General features: G+C 71.4%; 14 protein-coding genes and 1 riboswitch. Of the genes, 8 read left to right on the forward strand and 6 right to left on the reverse strand.

Annotated features, from left to right (window positions below; all coding sequences use genetic code 11):
* Positions 1–18 precede the first annotated feature (18 nt).
* From ACLQ23_RS07480 to ACLQ23_RS07500, 5 genes are read right to left on the reverse strand one after another with little or no spacing between them, the layout of a single operon-like run.
* Positions 19–783 (reverse strand): GTP-binding protein, encoded by a 765-nt coding sequence (locus ACLQ23_RS07480; protein ID WP_355589816.1) that lies wholly within the window; start codon positions 781–783, stop codon positions 19–21.
* Positions 761–1,234, reverse strand: a complete 474-nt coding sequence (locus ACLQ23_RS07485) for a DUF742 domain-containing protein (protein ID WP_355589813.1) — start codon at positions 1,232–1,234, stop codon at positions 761–763. Before ACLQ23_RS07485 ends, ACLQ23_RS07480 begins: the two co-directional genes overlap by 23 nt.
* Positions 1,231–1,704 carry a roadblock/LC7 domain-containing protein gene (locus tag ACLQ23_RS07490; protein ID WP_053654358.1) on the reverse strand — a complete coding sequence of 158 codons (474 nt, stop codon included), beginning with the start codon at positions 1,702–1,704 and terminating at the stop codon, positions 1,231–1,233. The genes ACLQ23_RS07485 and ACLQ23_RS07490 overlap by 4 nt, the downstream gene beginning before the upstream one ends.
* Complete coding sequence (locus ACLQ23_RS07495; protein WP_425880475.1) at positions 1,701–4,376, reverse strand: sensor histidine kinase; 2,676 nt, start codon at positions 4,374–4,376, stop codon at positions 1,701–1,703. The genes ACLQ23_RS07490 and ACLQ23_RS07495 overlap by 4 nt, the downstream gene beginning before the upstream one ends.
* The gene (locus ACLQ23_RS07500) at positions 4,363–5,556 is read right to left on the reverse strand and encodes a hypothetical protein (protein WP_355630408.1); all 1,194 of its coding nucleotides are present in this window, start codon (positions 5,554–5,556) and stop codon (positions 4,363–4,365) included. Before ACLQ23_RS07500 ends, ACLQ23_RS07495 begins: the two co-directional genes overlap by 14 nt.
* A gap of 374 nt (positions 5,557–5,930) precedes the next feature.
* Between ACLQ23_RS07500 and ACLQ23_RS07505 the strand changes: the two genes are divergently transcribed.
* The 6 genes from ACLQ23_RS07505 (at position 5,931) to paaN (ending at position 15,075) form a co-directional block, all read left to right on the forward strand.
* Positions 5,931–8,795: an alpha/beta fold hydrolase gene (locus tag ACLQ23_RS07505; protein WP_355630411.1), complete on the forward strand. Its 2,865-nt coding sequence runs from the start codon at positions 5,931–5,933 to the stop codon at positions 8,793–8,795.
* Positions 8,795–9,691: an ABC transporter permease gene (locus ACLQ23_RS07510; RefSeq protein ID WP_355589800.1), complete on the forward strand. Its 897-nt coding sequence runs from the start codon at positions 8,795–8,797 to the stop codon at positions 9,689–9,691. The genes ACLQ23_RS07505 and ACLQ23_RS07510 overlap by 1 nt, the downstream gene beginning before the upstream one ends.
* A gap of 306 nt (positions 9,692–9,997) precedes the next feature.
* Complete coding sequence (locus ACLQ23_RS07515) at positions 9,998–10,447, forward strand: DoxX family protein (protein WP_355589797.1); 450 nt, start codon at positions 9,998–10,000, stop codon at positions 10,445–10,447.
* 156 nt (positions 10,448–10,603) lie between these two features.
* A riboswitch (SAM riboswitch) is annotated at positions 10,604–10,739 on the forward strand.
* 10 nt (positions 10,740–10,749) lie between these two features.
* Positions 10,750–12,033 (forward strand): threonine synthase, encoded by a 1,284-nt coding sequence (gene thrC, locus ACLQ23_RS07520; protein WP_355589794.1) that lies wholly within the window; start codon positions 10,750–10,752, stop codon positions 12,031–12,033.
* 298 nt (positions 12,034–12,331) lie between these two features.
* A complete protein-coding gene (locus tag ACLQ23_RS07525) occupies positions 12,332–13,351 on the forward strand; it encodes a GNAT family N-acetyltransferase (protein ID WP_355589791.1) in 1,020 nt (339 codons plus the stop codon).
* 50 nt (positions 13,352–13,401) lie between these two features.
* Positions 13,402–15,075 (forward strand): phenylacetic acid degradation protein PaaN, encoded by a 1,674-nt coding sequence (gene paaN, locus ACLQ23_RS07530; RefSeq protein ID WP_355630413.1) that lies wholly within the window; start codon positions 13,402–13,404, stop codon positions 15,073–15,075.
* Between the two features lie 157 nt (positions 15,076–15,232).
* Here the strand turns inward: paaN and ACLQ23_RS07535 are convergent, their stop codons facing one another.
* The gene (locus tag ACLQ23_RS07535; protein ID WP_355589785.1) at positions 15,233–15,763 is read right to left on the reverse strand and encodes a GNAT family N-acetyltransferase; all 531 of its coding nucleotides are present in this window, start codon (positions 15,761–15,763) and stop codon (positions 15,233–15,235) included.
* Between the two features lie 359 nt (positions 15,764–16,122).
* Between ACLQ23_RS07535 and ACLQ23_RS07540 the strand changes: the two genes are divergently transcribed.
* The gene (locus ACLQ23_RS07540) at positions 16,123–16,326 is read left to right on the forward strand and encodes a cold-shock protein (RefSeq protein ID WP_053654337.1); all 204 of its coding nucleotides are present in this window, start codon (positions 16,123–16,125) and stop codon (positions 16,324–16,326) included.
* Between the two features lie 128 nt (positions 16,327–16,454).
* Positions 16,455–17,726 (forward strand): hypothetical protein, encoded by a 1,272-nt coding sequence (locus tag ACLQ23_RS07545; protein WP_355630416.1) that lies wholly within the window; start codon positions 16,455–16,457, stop codon positions 17,724–17,726.
* The last annotated feature ends 194 nt before the right edge of the window (positions 17,727–17,920 follow it).

The raw sequence follows: 17,920 nt of genomic DNA on the forward strand, positions 1-17,920 counted from the left end.
CGACCGGAGCCGGTCGGCTCAGGCCCTACCCTTCCCGGTCGCCCGGTCCAACGCGCGGTCCAGGACGACCAGCAGGGCGTCCCGCACCGAGAGCCGGTCCCGGGCGTCGAACTGCACCAGGGGCACGTGGTCACCGATGGCAAGCGCCCAGCGGATCTCACCCAACTCCAGTGCCAGTCGACCGTCGAACGCGTTGACGCCGACCACGAACGGCAACCCGGCCTGCTCGAAGAAGTCGATCGCCGGATAGCAGTCGTCCAGCCGGGCGCTGTCGACCACCACCAGCGCACCGAGCGCGCCCCGGGCCAGGTCGTCCCACATGAAGCCGAACCGCGCCTGCCCCGGCGTACCGAACAGGTAGAGCTTCAGGCTGCGGTCGATGGTCACGCAACCGAAATCCATCGCCACCGTGGTGGTGGTCTTGGCCGACCGGATGCCGGGGTCGTCCACGCCGATCCCCGCGCTTGTCATCTCGGCCTCGGTGGTCAACGGCGCGATCTCGGAGATCGCCCCCACTGTGGTGGTCTTACCCACCCCGAAACCGCCGGCGACGAGGATCTTCACCGGTATCGGTGGCGTCGCGGGCGGGCGGCCGGACGGCAGCGACGGCGCGGCGCTCGGCGTCGGCCGGTACGGCGGTGGCGGAGGCGCGGTCGGCGGCGGGCCGATGCGCCCGAGCATGGGATCAGTGCCCGGCGACGTGCCGTAACGGGCAGCGGCGCTGTTGCCGGCGAGACCCCCGATCGGGGCGACCGGCCATTCAGGAGATCGCACGGAGTCCATCAATCACTCGCAGGATGAGGTCGGGGTTGAAGGCGTCGTTGCCATCGGTGACATGCACGTCCAGGTGACCGGCGGCGCGCAGGTCGCCGACCAGGACACGGGTCACGCCGAATTGCAGCCGGGTCCGGGCCGACAACTCGGCCACGGAGATCGGCTCTGCGCAGAGCGCGAGGATCGCCTGAAGCTCCGGCGCCAGCAGGGCTGTCGACGTACCGGTCCACCGGCCGTCGTCGGCGCGCAGGGTCACCTGCGTCTCCAGCCCGATCGCCGGGTCCACGCTCTCCACCCGTCCCGAGGTGAGCACGAAGGGGCGTGGACCCGCCGGACGGCCGTCGTCCGGCTCCGGCGCCGCCGGCGTGCCGCCCCCACCCGGGTGCGGCGTACGCAGGTAGGGGCGGATCCGGACCCGCGGGTCCGGATCCGGATCGTCGCCGGGGACCTCCGGCGTCATTGCTGGACGGAGTTCTTCAGCTCGACGATCAGCCGCGGGGTGAGCGCCCCACCGGCCCGCCCCGCGAAGAGCGTCATCTCGTAGGCGACGGTGCCCAGGTTGGCCGATCGGTCGGCGACGACGCCGAGCACCGACCCGCTGCTGATCGCGCTGATCAGCAGGTAACCGTCGGCCATGTCGACGATCACCCGGTTCAGGCCGCCGAGCGCGTACCAACTGGCCGCCCCACCGGCGAGGCTGGTCATGCCGGAGACCACGGCGGCAAGCCGCTCGGCGTTGGACCGGTCCTTGATGGCCGACATGGCCATCAGCAGCCCGTCCGAGGAGACGGCGATCGCCTCCAGGACCCCGGCCGTGCTGGAGGTGAAGGAGTCCAGCAGCCAGTTGAAGGTGCGGGCCTCAGGGCTGAGGTCCCCCGCGGCGCCGGGCTGGCTCTGGTCGACGTTTTCGTGCAGGAAGGGGCTGGTCACCGTGATGATCCTTCTTCGTTCCGGCGGTCTGGACTGACTTCACGGAGGGCGCGGGCAACGCCCGCCTCGAACTCGGTGATGAGGTTGCGAACCTCGGCCGGGTCGCCGGGGTGCGGGCTGGTCGGCGGGCAGGGCGGGGTGACCGCGAGGTTCGCTCCGGGCACCCGCCTGTTGAGGTGTGGACGGTCCAGTGTGGTGTCTGCGGGGGCGCCGGTGCCCACTATCGGGTGGATGGGGTCGCCCGGCGTCGCGGGCAGGTCGATTGTGACGGTCTGCTCGGCTCGGCGTACGCCGGCCTGGACCGCCTCGACCAGGGCCCGGGCGGCGGTCGGGTCGGCGGCCGTGGCGTCGACCGGCCCGACCGGCGCGGCCGTGGCGCCCAGGCTGGCACCGGGTACCCGTTGCCGGACCCGGGGTCCGCTGGGGGTGCCCGACGGTTCCCGGGTCTCCGGCGCGGTGGCCGGGCGCTGTTGGCCGATGTCTACGCGCGCCGTTCCCTGGGCTGGCCGACGGGGCAGACCTGTGCTGGGGTCCGTCAGGTCGGCCGGTGCCGACGGTGCCGGTGCGTGCGCCGCGTCGACGGTGACCGGGGAGTCGCCGGGCTCCCGGGCCCCGAACGCGTCCCAGGACTCGCCGGATTCCAGGCTGCGCGTGGCCCGGCTGAGGAGGTCCGTCTCCAGGCTGGCCGGCGCGGCGGTGGCCGCCGCAACGGTGGCGGCACGGGAAGGGGCACTCGGAGCCGGGTCGATGGCGGCGGAAGGGCGTCGGCTGCGGTCCGGCACCGCGGCCCGGGCCACCGTGGCCCCGGCCCGGTCGGCACGGCGCACCACCAGCGACGCCGACGGGATCTCCACCTGGGCGGTCACCCCACCGCCCACCGTGGCGGTCAGCTGCACCGTCCAGCCGTGGCGGCGAGCCAACCGGCCCACCACGAAGAGGCCGAGCACCTCGGTCGGTGCGAGGTCGAGGCGTTCCCGCCGGGTGAGGCGTGCGTTCTCCTCGAACAGCCGCTGCTCGCTCATGCCGATGCCGCGGTCCACAACGGTGATCCGGGCACCGAACTCGGACGGCTCACCGGCCACCAGCACCCGGGTGTGCGGCGGGGAGAACACGGTCGCGTTCTCCATCAGCTCGGCAAGCGCCAGGACGAGGTCGCCGACCACTGCCGGTGCGGCCGAGATGCCCGGTGGCACCTGCACCTCCACCCGGGTGTAGTCCTCGATCTCACCGAGCGCCAGCCGCACCACGTCCGCCAGCGGCACCGGCGCTGTGTGCGCGTCGGCTCCGGCCGAACCGGAGAGCACCACGAGGCTGCCGGCGTTGCGCCGCAACCGGCTTGAGATGTGGTCGAGCCGGTACAGGTGCTCCAGGCGGCCCGGGTCGGCCTCCTGCTGCTCCAGCCGGTCGATCAGGGCGATCTGCCGGCCCACCAGGTTCTGCGTACGCCGCCCGACGTGGCCGAACATCTGTGCCACGTTGCGCCGGCCGGCGATCTGCCGCTCGACCAGCTGCGCCGCCGTGTTCTGCACCCTGTCGAAGGCGCGGGCCAGGTCGCCGATCTCGTCGTTGGCCCGGATGTCGACAGGTTCCAGGCGTACCGACTGGGCGCTCTCCGCCTCGTCGTCGGTGACCCGGACCAACTCCGCCTCGGCGATCCGAGCGACCCGGTCGGCTGACTGGGTGAGCCGGGTCAGCGGCCGGGCGACAGTCCGCGCCACCGCCACGCTCAGCAGCACCACGAGCGCCAGGATCAGCGCCGCGGCGCCACCGACAAGGTACGCGGCGGTAAGTGCCCGCCGCTGCTCGGCGGTGACCTCGGCGACCACGTCGGCGACCAGCTTCTTCTCGACGAACTGCCCGAGCCGGATCATCGAGCGGACGGACGGGAAGAGCGCGTCGAGCGGCACGTCGCGGACCGCGCCGGCCGGGTCCCGGGCACTGGTGACCAGGAAGTCGGGGCTGGTACGCGCGGCGACAGCCGAGTCCAGGAGCCGGGCGACCTTGAGCTGATCGGGTGTGATCAGGCTGCGGAAACGCCGACTGTCCACCTGGAGGGCGGCGATGCACGCCACGTACGCCGCGCTTGCCTGCGGTGCGCCTGTCGCCTTGACCAGAAGGCTCAGCGTGGCGCAGGCGCCCAGACCCTCGTCGGCGCGCAGCAGCCCGTCCAGTGCGAGCACCTGTCGGCCGGTGAGCGTGTCGGTGTCCACGCCGAAGTTCAACCGGAGCGACTCGATGAGCCCGGTGTTGACAGGGCCGAACCCGTCCATCACCTGGATCGGGTTGGCGGTGCCGGTCAGGACCGCTGTGCGCAGGTCGACGAGGCCCGACACCGCGGCGAGGGCGCGCTCGACCTGGTCGGTCGGTGCCGCACCGGCTCCGGATCGCAGGTCGGCGACCCGGTCGTCCACGTCGGCGGACTTCCGGATCAGTTCGGAGCGGTCGACCCGGCGGAGCAGGAAGCCGATCGAGAGGACGCGTTCCTGCTGGAGGTCCTGGATGAGACTGCCGACCTGGCTGGCGAGCCGTACGCGGTCGGTGATGTCGCCGGCGCGTTGCGCGGCGGCAACCCGGTCGAGCACCACGGGCACGGCGAGGCCGACCATGCTGAGCAGGGGGATCACCACGAGCAGCGCGAGCTTGCCGCGGATTCGGAGCCTACCGAGAAGCATCGAAGGGCCCCCACTGCGCGATCTCCGTGTGCTGGGGCGCGCCGACGGGTTGCAGCGCTCGCTGGTCGGCGGGTCTGCCCGTGCCGCCCGGCGGCTGCCACGGGTCGCTCTGCGCCAGGTCGCTGGAGCTGTCCACGTCCGTGGTCAGCGTGGCCGCCCGACGGTGGGCCCGGCGGGCGGCGGCGATCAGCAGCGTGGCGAGCCAGCCCAGCAGCAGGACGGCGACGGCTGCCGCGCCGACTGCGGTCCAGCGGTCCCGGTCCAGCCCGTCGATCCGTTCGACGAGCAGGGCGTCCAGTTCGGTGAGGATTACCGGCTGAAGTTGCCGTGCGGCGTTGCGCGAGTTGAGCGCGGCGGCGGCCAGTCGCCCCGGGTCCACCGCGCCGGTGCCGGGGGCGGGGGCGGAGTACGCGGCGAGCGCCTCCACCGAACGCTGGTAGGCGTCGAGTGGAGTCAGCACGTTAGCGCCGAGGTCGGTGCTCTCCGAGCTGTCCACCGCCGAGCGCAGGTTGTCCACCACGTCGTTGGCGGGAGTGAGGGCGGACACCCGCAGGCTGGTCAGTTCCATGAGGCCGCGGGTCCGTTCGGCGGCGGGCCGGCGGCTGACGAGCGTGGCCAGGTCGGCGAGCCGGCCGGCGCCCACCAGTGCCTCGGGCAGTTCCTGGCCGGCGGCGTCCTGGAGGAAGTACGAGTCGGCGCCGGGATCGCGGACCAGCCCGGAGCTCTCCCGGACCTTGTCGTGCAGGTCGAGCAGCAGGTCGGTGACCTCGCCGTACGCGGTGTAGGCGGATTCCGGGTCGGCGGGGCGGCGGTCGCGCAGCGCCTCCAGCTTGGCCCGGAGCCCGGCCCAGCGTTCCTGGCTGCGTAGTTCGCCGCCGATGCGGGCGTCCATCGCGGCGGCCTGCTCGACGGCGCGGGTCAGTGGCTCACCGGGGACGGGCCGGCCGCTGACGGTGGCCGACTGGGCCTCCACGAGGGCTTCGGTGATCGGGGCGAGGGCGCGCAGGTACTCCACGCCCAGCCGTGCCCGGGAGGCCTGATCGCGATCCTCGCCGGTGTGCTGCCAGCTCTGGGTGAGCAGTATGCCCACCGGGACCAGAAGCGCGGCGATGAGCAGCAGCGGCAGCATCCGGCCCAGCGTGGACGTCCGTCGACGGGCCCGCGGCGCGGGAACTGTCATGGTGTGTCTCCTCCGGCGTCGGGCGGGGGTCGACGCGCGTTTCGGGTTCATCGATGAGTCCCGTCCGCCGGACCGGAAAACTAACCGAAGCAGCCGAGGTGGAGTCGCTGGCGCAGAGTCAGGTTTGCGTCAGTTCGAGCGATGTCACCATTCGTCCGGGTTATAGACACGCTGCGTGGCATTGGCAGGTGTGACATGGAAGGATCGAGGTGGATTTCCGACGAAGATCGGAATTCACGGGATGCGAACTCAACTCACTGGCCAGCGCTGGACGATGCGCGGTCGCACCCGTCTAGATCACCGATCGGAGTAACCGGACGGACGTACGGCGGATCTCAGCCAGCGCTCAGGCTTGGGGCCGTACCGTGTGCCGCATGAGATCGCCGTCGCCGGCCGCGTGGTTCCGGCGTGCCCTGCCCACCCGCCGTCGCGCGATCGCCGCGACGGCGGTCGTCGTCCTGCTGGCCGCCGCCGTGACCTGGGCGGTGTGGCCGCAGGGATCGGGGGTGCGCACCGAGAGCGCGATGCTCACCGTCCGCTCTGGACCCTCCGGTGACCAGCCCGTCGACCTGGACACCACCCTGTACCTGCCGGACGATGCCTCGTCCGGACGGAAGGTGCCAGCAGTGCTGTTGGCACACGGGTTCGGCGGCACAAAGGATTCGGTGCGCTCCGACGCGGAGGAGTTCGCCGGACGCGGGTACGCGGTGCTCACCTGGACAGCGCGGGGCTTCGGCCGCAGTGGTGGTCAGATCCACCTGGACAGCCCGGACTACGAGGTACGCGACGCGCAGCGGCTGCTGGACTGGCTGGCCGACCGGCCCGAGGTGCGCACCGACGCTCCCGGCGATCCGAAGGTAGGCGTGGTCGGCGGCTCGTACGGCGGCGCGCTGGCGTTGCTGCTGGCCGCCCAGGACCGGCGGGTGGACGCGATCGTCCCCATGATCACCTGGAACGACCTGTCCCGCGCGTTCCTGCCGGAGAGCACCGGCGCGTCGCCGACCGAGGGCGTGTTCAAGAAGGGCTGGGCGGGCCTCTTCTTCGGCGGGGGCGGCAACGTGGGCAGCGGCCCGGCCGGGCTCTCCGGCACGACCGCCGCCCAGCCGGAGGGCGCACCCGCGTCGGCCGGCCCGCCCAGCCCGGGGCCGGGCAGCGGGCCGGGCACCGGTCCGGGTGGCGCACCCGCCGGAGCGGCCGACCCGGCCTGCGGCCGGTTCGCCGCCGATATCTGCGCCGCGTACCTGCGGATCGCCACCACCGGCCAGGCCGACCAGGCCGCCGTGGACCTGCTGCGCCGGTCCAGCCCGGCCGGCGTGCTGGACCGGATCACGGCACCCACCCTGCTGGTGCAGGGCGAGGCGGACACGCTCTTCCCCCTGGGCGAGGCGGACGCCAACGCCAAGGGCATCGCCGCCGCCGGCACCCCGGTGCGGGTCGCCTGGTTCACCGGCGGCCACGACGGCGGTGCCGGCCCCCGCTCGGATTCGGACCGGGTGAAGTTCCTGACCGCCCAGTGGCTCGACCACTACGTCAAGGGCGAAGGCGACGCGCCTGGTGACGACTTCACCTGGTCGCGCATCGCCGGCTTCGACGCGCTCGATCGAGGTCTGGTCGCCACCGGCTTCCGTACCACCGACTACCCGGGTCTGGACGGCGACAGCCGCCGGGAGGTCACCGTCGCCGGCCCGCCGCAGCCGATCGCGAACCCGCCGAACGGCAATCCGGCGGCCATCTCCTCGGTCCCGTTCGCCGGCGGGCTCACCTCACTGCTCGGCGGAGTGGCCGGCGACGTGCCGGGCCAGCACGCCCGGTTCGAGTCGACGCCGCTGACCGAGGCGGTCGACGTGGCGGGCGCGCCCACCGTCACCCTGCGGGCCGCGTCGCCGACCGGCGAGGCCGTGCTCTTCGTCAAGCTCTACGACGTCGACAAGGACGGCGCCGCGACCCTGTCGAACGGGCTTGTCGCGCCGGTCCGGCTCACCGGTCTGCCGGAGCAGGTGCAGGACGCCCGCCCGGTCACCGTGACGCTGCCCGGTATCGTCCACCGCGTCGAGGCCGGACACCGGCTGCGCCTTGTGGTCGCCACGTCCGACCAGGCGTACACCACGCCTGCCGAGCCCACCGTCTACACGGTGGCGGTGGACGGCGCGGTGAGCCTGCCCACGATCGACGGCGAGCCCATCCCCACCGCCGCGACCGTGTGGCGTTGGGTGCTCGCCGGCCTGCTCGCGGCCATCGCGATCGGGCTCGTCGTGGTCGTCGCAGTGGTCCGCCGCCGCCATCGCCGCCAGGACCGCTCGGTGCATCCGGAGTACGCGGACACGCCGCTCGCCGTGCGCTCCCTGCGCAAGGAGTACGCGGACGGCTTCGTGGCCGTGTCGAACGTCGACTTCGAGGTGCACCCGGGTCAGGTGGTGGGTCTGCTCGGGCCGAACGGCGCCGGTAAGACCACGACCCTGCGGGTGCTGATGGGGTTGACCCAGCCGACCGCCGGTGAGATCTACGTCTTCGGTCGGCGGCTGGTGCCCGGCTCACCGGTGCTCTCCCGCATCGGCGCGCTCGTGGAGGGGCCCGGTTTCCTGCCGCACCTGTCCGGCCTGGACAACCTGAAGGCGTACTGGCGGGCCACCGGACGGCCGTGGGAGGACGCGCACTTCGACGCGGCGTTGGAGATCGCCGGGCTGGGCGACTCGGTGCACCGGAAGATCAAGAACTACAGCCACGGTATGCGCCAGCGTCTGGCGATCGCCCAGGCCATGCTCGGCCTGCCCGAACTGCTGGTACTCGACGAACCGACAGACGGGCTCGACCCGCCGCAGATCGCCGAGATGCGCCGCGTCCTGCAGCGGTACGCCACCGACGGGCGCGCGGTGCTGGTCTCCAGCCACCTGCTGGCCGAGGTGGAGCAGACCTGCACGCACGCGGTGGTGGTGAACAAGGGTCGGATCGTGGCGTCCGGGCCGGTGGAGGAGATCGTGGGCGAGTCGCCGAGCGTGCTGTTCGACGTCAGCGACCCGGTGGCGGCGCGGGCGGTGCTGGACCAGTTGCACGGCGTTCGGGTGCTGCCGGAGAGCGACGGTCAGTTGGTGGTCGACACCAACGGCACGACCCGCAGCGAGGTGGTGGCCGAGCTGGTACGCGCCGGCATCGGAGTGGACCGGGTGGTGCCCCGGCGGCGCCTGGAGGACGCGTTCCTCGCCCTGGTGGGCGAGAACTCTCGGGGAAGCGGTGACCGGTGATGGCTGGCTCTTCCGTCGACACGCCGTCGGGCGTCACCGATCCGGCCGGTGCGGCCCGTGGCTACCGGCCGTCGGCCACCATGCCGTTCGCGGCGGAGTTCCGCCGGCAGGCGTCGCGGCGGCGTACCCAACTGGCGCTCGGGTTCATGGTGCTGCTGCCGCTGATCATCCTGATCGCGTTCCAGTTCGACTCGGGCGGCGACGACGACAACGGCCGCAACGAGTTCTCCAGCCTGGTCGAGCTGGCCACCTCGGGCGGGCTCAACTTCACCCTGTTCTCGATCTTCGTGTCGGCGTCGTTCCTGCTGGTGGTGGTCGTCGCGCTGTTCTGCGGCGACACGGTGGCAAGTGAGGCGAGCTGGGGGAGTCTGCGCTACCTGCTGGCCATCCCGGTGCCCCGCGCCCGGCTGCTCACAGTGAAGCTTGTGGTCGCGCTCGCGTACTCGGGGCTGGCCCTGCTCCTGCTGGCCGGCACCGCCCTGCTCGCCGGCACCCTGCGCTACGGCTGGTCGCCGCTGCGCAGCACTGTCGCCGCCGAGCTGGAGCCGACCGAGGGGCTGCTCCGGCTGCTCGCCGTGCTCGGCTACCTGGCGGTCGTACTCCTGGTGGTGGCGGGGCTGGCGTTCCTGCTGTCGGTGACGACGGACGCCGCGCTCGGCGCTGTCGGTGGCGCCGTGCTGCTGTGGATCCTGTCGAGCATCCTGGACCAGATCACCGCCCTGGGGGCTCTGCGCGACTTCCTGCCCACCCACTTCAGCACCGCCTGGCTGGGGCTGCTCTCCACACCGGTGCAGACCGACGACGTGGTGCGCGGCTGCATCTCGGCAATCTGTTACGCGACGCTGTTCTGGGGGCTGGCGTTCTGGCGGTTCACCCGCAAGGACATCACGTCGTAGCTGCTGCCATCTGACGCCACCGCCCGATCGGTTTCCTGGAAAGCGGGGCACCGGTCGGGCGGAATGGCACCTTTTCGTGGGATCCCGGAAAGGTGCCACCGCAACTATCGACGAGGCAACAGGGTGTACTGGCTGCTTGCGGGGCGGTACCGTCGGTTGCGGGAGCGCTCCCATGGGAGGCGACCAGGTGGAGGCGAATCCGGCTCTTGTTCCGGCAGGGATTTTCCCACTAGCAAGGATTTTATTAACTTCGATTGATTCATGCTCCATGATGGGTGAACATCGACACCTATCTATGGAGGTCCCATGAACGTCTCTCGGCTCGGCGGGCCGATCCTGTCCCTGTTCCGCATCGTGACCGGCCTGCTGTTCGCGCTGCACGGCCTGTCCTCGATCTTCGGGTTGTTCGGCGGCAACCCCGTGACCGGCAAGGCGATACCCATGGGCGTGTGGCCAGGCTGGTGGGCAGCGCTGATCCAGCTGGTCTGTGGCGCGCTGGTGCTGGTCGGGCTCTTCACCCGGCCGGCAGCGGTCCTCGCCTCGGGTTCGATGGCGTACGCCTACTTCGTCGTCCACCAGCCGGAGGGCCTGCTGCCGCTACAGAACGGCGGTGAGCTGTCCGCGATCTTCTGCTGGTCCTTCCTGCTGGTCGCGGTGCTCGGCCCAGGGTCCTGGGCGCTCGACGCGCTGCTGGCCCGGCGTCGCCCCGCCACTTCGACCGCGCCGATCGCCGAACCCAGGTCGGTATCGGTCTGACCGCACTCTCACCGCGTCGCCGGGGCCTCGACGAGGAGGCCCCGGCGACGCGCCGCGCGTTGATCACCCGTTCTGGCCTGGTCGTTTAGCTCACAGCGTGGGATCAGCGCTGGATGCGACGGCCGGCGGTGCCTAGACTCGGCGGCACAACTGAATACCTCATCCAGAGGGGCTGAGGGATACGGCCCGACGACGCCCCGGCAACCACCCCGCGCGCTCACCGCTGAGCGACCCGTGGGGCAGGTGCCAATTCCGTCCCTGCCGCACGGTGCGATGCGGGGAAAGATGAGAGGACTCTCGACATGACGTCGACGCTCGCCGCCTCCGGCATCGACACCTCCGCCAGCCCCGCCCGCGCCCTGGTCTGCCGCGCCTGTTCGGCCCGCTACCCGCTCGCCGCGCAGCACGCCTGCTACGAGTGTTTCGGCCCGCTGGAGGTCGACTACGACACCGCCGCCCTCGCCACCGTCACCCGCGAGCAGATCGAGGCCGGCCCGAACAACATCTGGCGGTACGCCGCGCTGCTGCCCGCCGGTCAGGACCCGGCCACCCGGGTGACCGTCGACCCCGGTCTGACGCCCCTTGTGGCGGCCCCGCACCTCGCCGCCGAGCTGGGCATCACCGCGCCGCTCTGGGTCAAGGACGACAGCGCCAACCCGACCCACTCGTTCAAGGACCGCGTCGTGTCGGTGGCGCTCACCGCCGCGAAGGCGCTCGGCTTCACCCGGTTCGCCTGCGCGTCGACCGGCAACCTGGCCAACTCGGTGGCCGCGCACGCCGCCCGCGCCGGGGTGCCCTCGGTGGTCTTCATCCCCAGCGACCTGGAACAGGGCAAGGTCATCACCACGGCCGTCTACGGCGGCGAGCTTGTCGCCATCGACGGCTCGTACGACGACGTGAACCGGCTCTGCGGCGAGTTGGTCGAGACCGACGAGTTCGAGGACACCGCGTTCGTCAACGTAAACGTCCGGCCGTACTACGCGGAGGGCTCCAAGACCCTCGGCTACGAGGTCGCCGAGCAACTCGGCTGGCGGATCCCCGCCCAGGTGGTCATCCCGATGGCCAGCGGCGAACTGCTCACCAAGATTGACAAGGCGTTCTCCGAGCTTGTCGAGATTGGCCTGGTCGAGGCGCCGGCCGGTGGTTGGAAGGTCTTCGGCGCCCAGTCGGCCGGCTGCAACCCGATCGCTTCGGCGCTGCACGCCGACACCGACACCATCACCCCGGTCAAGCCGACAGGCATCGCCAAGTCCCTCAACATCGGTGATCCGGCCGCCGGCCTCTACGCGTTGGAGGCGGTCCGTCGCACCGGCGGCTGGATGGAGTACGTCGACGACGACGAGATCCGCGCCGGCATCCGCGACCTGGCCCGCACCACAGGGGTCTTCGCCGAGACCGCTGGCGGCGTCACAGTGGCGGTGCTGCGCAAGCTCGTCGAGTCCGGTCGGCTCGACCCGACGGCCGAGACGGTCGTGTTCAACACCGGCGAAGGGCTGAAGACCATCGACGCGGTGGCCGGTCAGGTCGGCCCGACCCACCACATCAAGCCGTCGCTGCGCGCTGCCCGCGACGCCGGCCTCCTCTGATCCAGCGGCGTCGAGCCGTCCGTCGAGGGCGAGGGATCGCCCGGACGGGGGATCGGGCCGATCCGCCGGGTAACTGGCTTTTCGCAGTGAGTGTAGAAAACCCGCCGCTGCGGACTTGACGACAGGAACCGGACGGCGCAAGATGCTCCGTGCGGGAGGGCATTTCGCCGGAGACTTTTGAAGTTCTTGCGACCCAACGCCGGAGGCGTTGTGCGAGTGTCCCTCCCGACCACGTCCGATCGGGCCACCGGATTAATTCGGTGGCCCGATCGCTTTTTCCGGTGACAGGCTCGCCGGCATGAGCATCACGATCGCGTCCTTCGACGGCGCCGACCAGGCCGCGGTCGACGAGGCGTACCGGATCGGCGCGGCCGCCAGCACCATCGACCTGCCGGACTTCCCGCCGTTCTGCCGGCGACGCTTCGACGCGCTCCTGCACACGCCGATGCCCGGCACCGAGTCGCTCTGGGCACTGGCCCGGCTGGACGGCGTACCGGCCGGCTACCTGCAACTGGACCTGCCCCAGCTCGACAACACCGACAACGCGACAGTCGAGCTGACGGTGCATCCCGAGCTGCGGCGTCGCGGCGTCGGCAGGGCACTGCACGAGTACGGGGTACGCCTGCTGCGCGAGCGCGGACGCAAGCGGGTGGTTGGGATGACCGTCTCCACGATGCCCGACGGGCCGCCCCGATCAGCGGCGGGTGACGCGTTCGCCGCCACGACCGGGGCCCAGGCCGCGCTTGTCGACGTGCGTCGCCGGCTCGACATCGACAGCATCGACCGGGTCGCGCTGCGCGCTGCGCTCGCCGAGGCCCACGCGCTGGCCGAGGGCTACCAGTCCGTCACCTGGCAGGGTGCGACCCCGCCGGAGTACCTGGCGGACATCGCCTATCTGGACGGCCGGCTGCTCATGGACGCGCCGATGGGCGACGTGCAGTGGGAGCCGGAGCAGGTCGACGCCGAACGCATCCGGGGCACCGACCGGGCGTTGGAGGCCAGGGGCCGGCGGCGCTACCACCTCGGGATGCGGCACGAGGCGTCCGGTCGGCTGGTCGCCTGGACCCTGCTCGACGTGGGCGCCAGCGCAGACTGGCACGCCTTCCAGCAGATCACCATCGTCGACCCCGCTCACCGTGGGCACCGACTGGGCCTGCTCGCCAAGATCGAAAATCTGCATCACCTGCTCACCCACGAGCCGGCGGTACGCGTCGTCGACACCTTCAACGCGGCAAGCAACAGCTACATGGTGGCGATCAACGAGCGGCTCGGCTTCCGCCCCGTGGACTCCTGGAACAACTGGCAGCTCACCCTCTGACGGGCAATCGGCGCTACTGCTCGCGCGGGGTCCTCAGGCATGATGGCGGCATGACGGAGACCCCGCATCCCCTGTACGACAGGCACGCCGACACCCTCAACCGTGCGCTGACCGCGATCACGGAGCGGGGCTACTGGTCCGCGTACCCAGAATCCCCAAGCCCCCGGGTGTACGGCGAGACCGCCGCCGCCGACGGCAAGGCCGCCTTCGAGGCTTACCTCGGTGGGGACTTCCCCCTCGACCAGCCCGGCACGGGTGAGCGGATCGCCACCGAGGCGAGCCCGTTCGGTGTGGAGTTGGCCGTGCGCTACCCGCACGCCGGCACCGACGAGCTGATCAGGGCTGCCTCGGCCGCGCTGCCGGCCTGGCGCGACGCCGGCCCGCAGGCCCGGGTGGGCGTCTGCCTGGAGATCCTCGACCGGTTGCACAAGCACATCTTCGAGCTTGCCAACGCTGTGCAGTTCACCAGCGGGCAGGCGTTCGTGATGGCCTTCCAGGCCGGCGGCGCGCACGCGCTGGACCGGGCGCTGGAGTCGCTGGCGTACGCGTACGCCGAGATGACCCGGCACCCGCAGACGGCCGGCTGGGAGAAGCCCGCGGGCAAGGGTGACCCGCTGCGGATGACAAAGACCTTCCACGTGGTGCCCCGTGGAGTGGCGCTGGTGATCGGCTGCAACACCTTCCCGACGTGGAACTCGTACCCCGGGCTGTTCGCCTCGCTCGTCACCGGCAACCCGGTGATCGTCAAGCCGCACCCGCGCGCGGTGCTGCCCCTGGCCGTCACCGTGAAGTACGCCCGGGAGGTGCTCGCCGAGGCCGGCTTCGACCCGAACCTGATCCTGCTGGCTGCCGAGGCGCCCGGCGAGAAGCTCGCCAGCGACCTGGCCCTGCACCGGTCCGTGAAGATCGTCGACTTCACCGGGTCCACCGAGTACGGCGACTGGCTGGAGACGCACGCCCGGCAGGCGTCGGTCTACACCGAGAAGGCCGGGCTGAACACGGTGGTGATCGACTCCACCGACGACTTCGCCGGCATGTGCCGCAACCTCGGCTTCACGCTGACCCTCTACAGCGGCCAGATGTGCACCACCTCGCAGAACATCCTCATCCCGGCCGGCGGGATCGAGACCGACCAGGGGCACAAGAGCTTCGACGAGGTGGCAGGCGGCATCGCCGCGGCGGTCGGCAAGCTCACCGCCGACCCGGCGCGGGGCGTCGAGCTGACCGGCGCCATCGTCAACGACGGTGTGCTTGAGCGGCTGGCCGATGTGACAAAGGTCGGCGAGCCCATCCTGGAGTCGCGGACCGTTGCCCACCCGGCGTACGCCGACGCGGTGGTGCGTACCCCGACGATCGTGAAGCTGGCCGCGGACGACGCGGACACCTACGGCCGGGAGTGGTTCGGGCCGATCTCGTTCGCCATCTCCACCGACTCCACAGCGCACAGCCTGGCGCTGATGCGCCGGACCGTCGGCGAGAAGGGCGCGCTCACGGCGGCTGTCTACTCGACCGACGAAGCGGTGCTGGACGCCGCCGAGGCAGTGGCGGTCGAAGTCGGGGTGCACCTGTCCTGCAACCTGACCGGCGGGGTCTTCGTGAACCAGTCGGCGGCGTTCTCCGACTTCCACGGCAGCGGTGCCAACGCGGCGGCCAACTCGGCGTTGACCGACGGGGCTTATGTCGCCAACCGGTTCCGGGTGGTGCAGTCGCGGCGTCACGTCTGATTGTTCTTGCTGTTTGGGGTTTCCGGGGCAGCCCGACCCGCTCCGGGCGGTCAGGCTTGATCCCTGCGCGGGTCGGGCTGCCCCGGAAACCCTTTGTGGGCACTCTTGCTGGGGCGCCGCCGGCTTTAGGCGGATCAGCATGGTTTTGCAGTGGCAGTTAGGCAGGGCGGCGCATCTGTAGTTCGTTCAGCGCCGGGATCGTGGGGTGGGGCACGCGTACGCCGGTGTCCTTGAAGCCCAGCCGCTGATAGGCGCGACAGGCGCGGTCGTTGCCGACCACCACCTCAAGCATCAACTCCGGCCGACCGCAGGCCAGCGACCAGGCCGCCACCTCGTCGATCAGATCGCCGAGCAGGCCGCTGCCCCGCCAGGTCGGCGTGACGTAGACCGCGTAGATGACTGTCAGGTCGGCCTCGCGCGGCGCCACGGTGCCACCGGCGTGCCCGACCAGCCGACCGCCCGGGTCGGCGACGAACTGCGCGGTGTCGGACCCGATCGAGGTGTACGCGATCCGGGCCGCGTACTCGGCGTGCGGCCGGGCCGCCGCTTCCGCCAGGGTCTCCAGGAAGGCCAACGGCGCGTCGGCGAGCATCTCCAGGCGCAGGGCCCGCATCCGGGCGGCGTCCTCCGGCCGGACCCGACGGATCTTCGCCTGTCGAACGGCGGCCGAGTCGGTGTCGGTGGTCATGTCTGCATGCCTACCACAGGGGCAGAAGACGTTCTCCGGGCCGCGCCCGACCCGCTCCCACCCGGATCCTGGACAAGGCCACGCGCATCCCAGGCGGTGGATGATCAGGGTCGGCAGCGGGCCACGTGGACAACGACGGGCGTAAATCAAGACAGGGTTGTCGCCGCAGCCAGGTGTGCTGAGGGGAGGGTCAGGAATATGCCCGATTTGTGGTCGTGCGCGGCTGTCACTCCTCGTGTAGCGTGCGATTTCGGTCACCCTCTTCAGCGGCCGTCGTCGATCGCTGAAGCGGTGGCCGGAGGCGTCCGGCCCTGCCGTGCGCCGGGGCCAGGCAACGCCGCAGAGTGAGGAAGTGCACCGTGGCACAGGGCACCGTGAAGTGGTTCAACGCCGAAAAGGGCTACGGCTTCATCGCCGTCGACGGCGGTCAGGACGTGTTCGTCCACTTCTCCGCGATCGAGATGGACGGCTACAAGGCGCTGGACGACGGTCAGCGGGTGGAGTTCGAGATCGCCCAGGGTCAGAAGGGTCCGCAGGCCGAGCACGTACGCGTCGTCGCCTGAGCGCAGCCCCGCACCCATCCGCCCGGCCGGTAGCCGAATCGTGTCCGGTCGTCGGCGGGTCGGGGCTGCGCCGGCGAAGCCCACCCGGGAAGATCGTGAACCGTTCCAGCCATTGCTGAGGAGGGTTCATGACCGACCAGCCGCCCCCGTCCAACCCGCCGATCGGGCCGGGGGAGCAGGGTCCGTCCGATCCGCTTCCGCCCGGCGCGACGCCCGCGTCCGGCCCGTACCCCGGTCAGCAGCCCGGATGGGACGCCGCCCAGGGTGGCTGGGGCCAGCAGGCAGGTCAACTGCCCGCCGGCCCGCCGCCAGGGTGGGGTGCCCCGCAGGGTGGGTGGGGTCAGCCGGGTGGTCCGCCGCCGGGCTGGGGTGACCCGCAGGCCGGCTGGGGTCAGCAGGCCGGTCCGCCGCCGCAGGGCTGGGGTGACCCGCAGGCCGGTCCGCCCCCGCAGGGCTGGGTCTTCCCGCCCACCGGCGGCTACCCGCCCGGCGCTGGTCCCTACGGCGGTCAGCACTGGTACCCGGGGCCGCAGGTCGGCTGGTACCCGCCCGGCCTCGACCCCAACGACCCGCTTGTCACGCCGCCCGGTGCCGGTTTGCCGGGCTGGCTCGACCGGTTCAACGGCGCACTGCGGCGAGGCTGGCGGCAGTTGGTGCCGATTCTCCTGCTCACCCAGGTGCTGCCCGCGGCCGTCCTGGCGATCATCTCGCTGGCCCTGGACCCGACGGCAAAGTGGGATACGCAGCCCGTCGACCCGGTGGCCGGGCTGCCGGACAACTTCGGTGCCGAGCTGTTGACCTTCGTCGTGGTGCTGATCGTCGGCAGCCTGCTCATCGGTGCGGTGCAGGCCGTCGGGTGGGCCGCAGGCAGTTGGGTGATCACCCAGCAGGCCGCGGGCAGGCCGGCCAGCCTCGACGGGGCGCTGCGGTACGGCGTACGCCGGGCGCTCGGCCTGTGGGGCTGGACGCTGGTGATGGGCCTGCTCGTCGGCGTGGGTATCTGTCTCTGCGTACTGCCGGGCATCTATCTGGCGTTCGCGCTGAGCATGGCCGGCCCGGTCTACCTCTTCGAACGGCACAACCCGATCGGCCGGTCGTTCCGGATGTTCCACGACCGGTTCGGGATGATGCTCGGCCGTGTGGCGCTGGTGGGCGGCGTGGTGCTCGTCATCAGCTTGATCTCCGGCGCCCTGGAGTCGGTGGGCACCGTCCCGTTCGGTACGGATCCGCTCGGCGCGCCGGGCTCCGCTGTGGGCGTGGTGGCCGTGATCGTGGTCACCTCGGTCCTGGCCCTGCCGGCCTACCTCGTCCAGCTGGCCGGCCTGCTGGTCACGTACACCGAGCAGCGGGCCCATGAGGGGCCGGTGAACAGCGCCGGACTGGCTGCGGAACTCGGCTGAGCGGCCCCATCGTGCTTGCACTCGGCAGGTGAGAGTGCTAAAAAAGGCATTGGCACTCGCACACTGTGAGTGCCAATGGTCGGGACGGTGGGGCCAGGTCGCACCGGTGTGGAGACACCGGAGCGGCACATGGCCGGTCGTCGCGGGCTATCCGGCCCGGCCGAAGGACGTCGTCGTCGCCAGGTGGCGACGTC

This window comes from Micromonospora sp. DT41 (assembly GCF_049841715.1).
Lineage (GTDB): Bacteria > Actinomycetota > Actinomycetes > Mycobacteriales > Micromonosporaceae > Micromonospora > Micromonospora profundi.

Bases quoted from the DNA above. Each gene is read 5' to 3' on its own strand.
- ACLQ23_RS07480 (WP_355589816.1), bottom strand. From the start codon at position 783: ATGGACTCCGTGCGATCTCCTGAATGGCCGGTCGCCCCGATCGGGGGT.
- ACLQ23_RS07485 (WP_355589813.1), bottom strand. From the start codon at position 1,234: ATGACGCCGGAGGTCCCCGGCGACGATCCGGATCCGGACCCGCGGGTC.
- ACLQ23_RS07495 (WP_425880475.1), bottom strand. From the start codon at position 4,376: ATGCTTCTCGGTAGGCTCCGAATCCGCGGCAAGCTCGCGCTGCTCGTG.
- ACLQ23_RS07500 (WP_355630408.1), bottom strand. From the start codon at position 5,556: ATGACAGTTCCCGCGCCGCGGGCCCGTCGACGGACGTCCACGCTGGGC.
- ACLQ23_RS07505 (WP_355630411.1), top strand. From the start codon at position 5,931: ATGAGATCGCCGTCGCCGGCCGCGTGGTTCCGGCGTGCCCTGCCCACC.
- ACLQ23_RS07510 (WP_355589800.1), top strand. From the start codon at position 8,795: ATGGCTGGCTCTTCCGTCGACACGCCGTCGGGCGTCACCGATCCGGCC.
- ACLQ23_RS07515 (WP_355589797.1), top strand. From the start codon at position 9,998: ATGAACGTCTCTCGGCTCGGCGGGCCGATCCTGTCCCTGTTCCGCATC.
- thrC (WP_355589794.1), top strand. From the start codon at position 10,750: ATGACGTCGACGCTCGCCGCCTCCGGCATCGACACCTCCGCCAGCCCC.
- ACLQ23_RS07525 (WP_355589791.1), top strand. From the start codon at position 12,332: ATGAGCATCACGATCGCGTCCTTCGACGGCGCCGACCAGGCCGCGGTC.
- paaN (WP_355630413.1), top strand. From the start codon at position 13,402: ATGACGGAGACCCCGCATCCCCTGTACGACAGGCACGCCGACACCCTC.
- ACLQ23_RS07535 (WP_355589785.1), bottom strand. From the start codon at position 15,763: ATGACCACCGACACCGACTCGGCCGCCGTTCGACAGGCGAAGATCCGT.
- ACLQ23_RS07545 (WP_355630416.1), top strand. From the start codon at position 16,455: ATGACCGACCAGCCGCCCCCGTCCAACCCGCCGATCGGGCCGGGGGAG.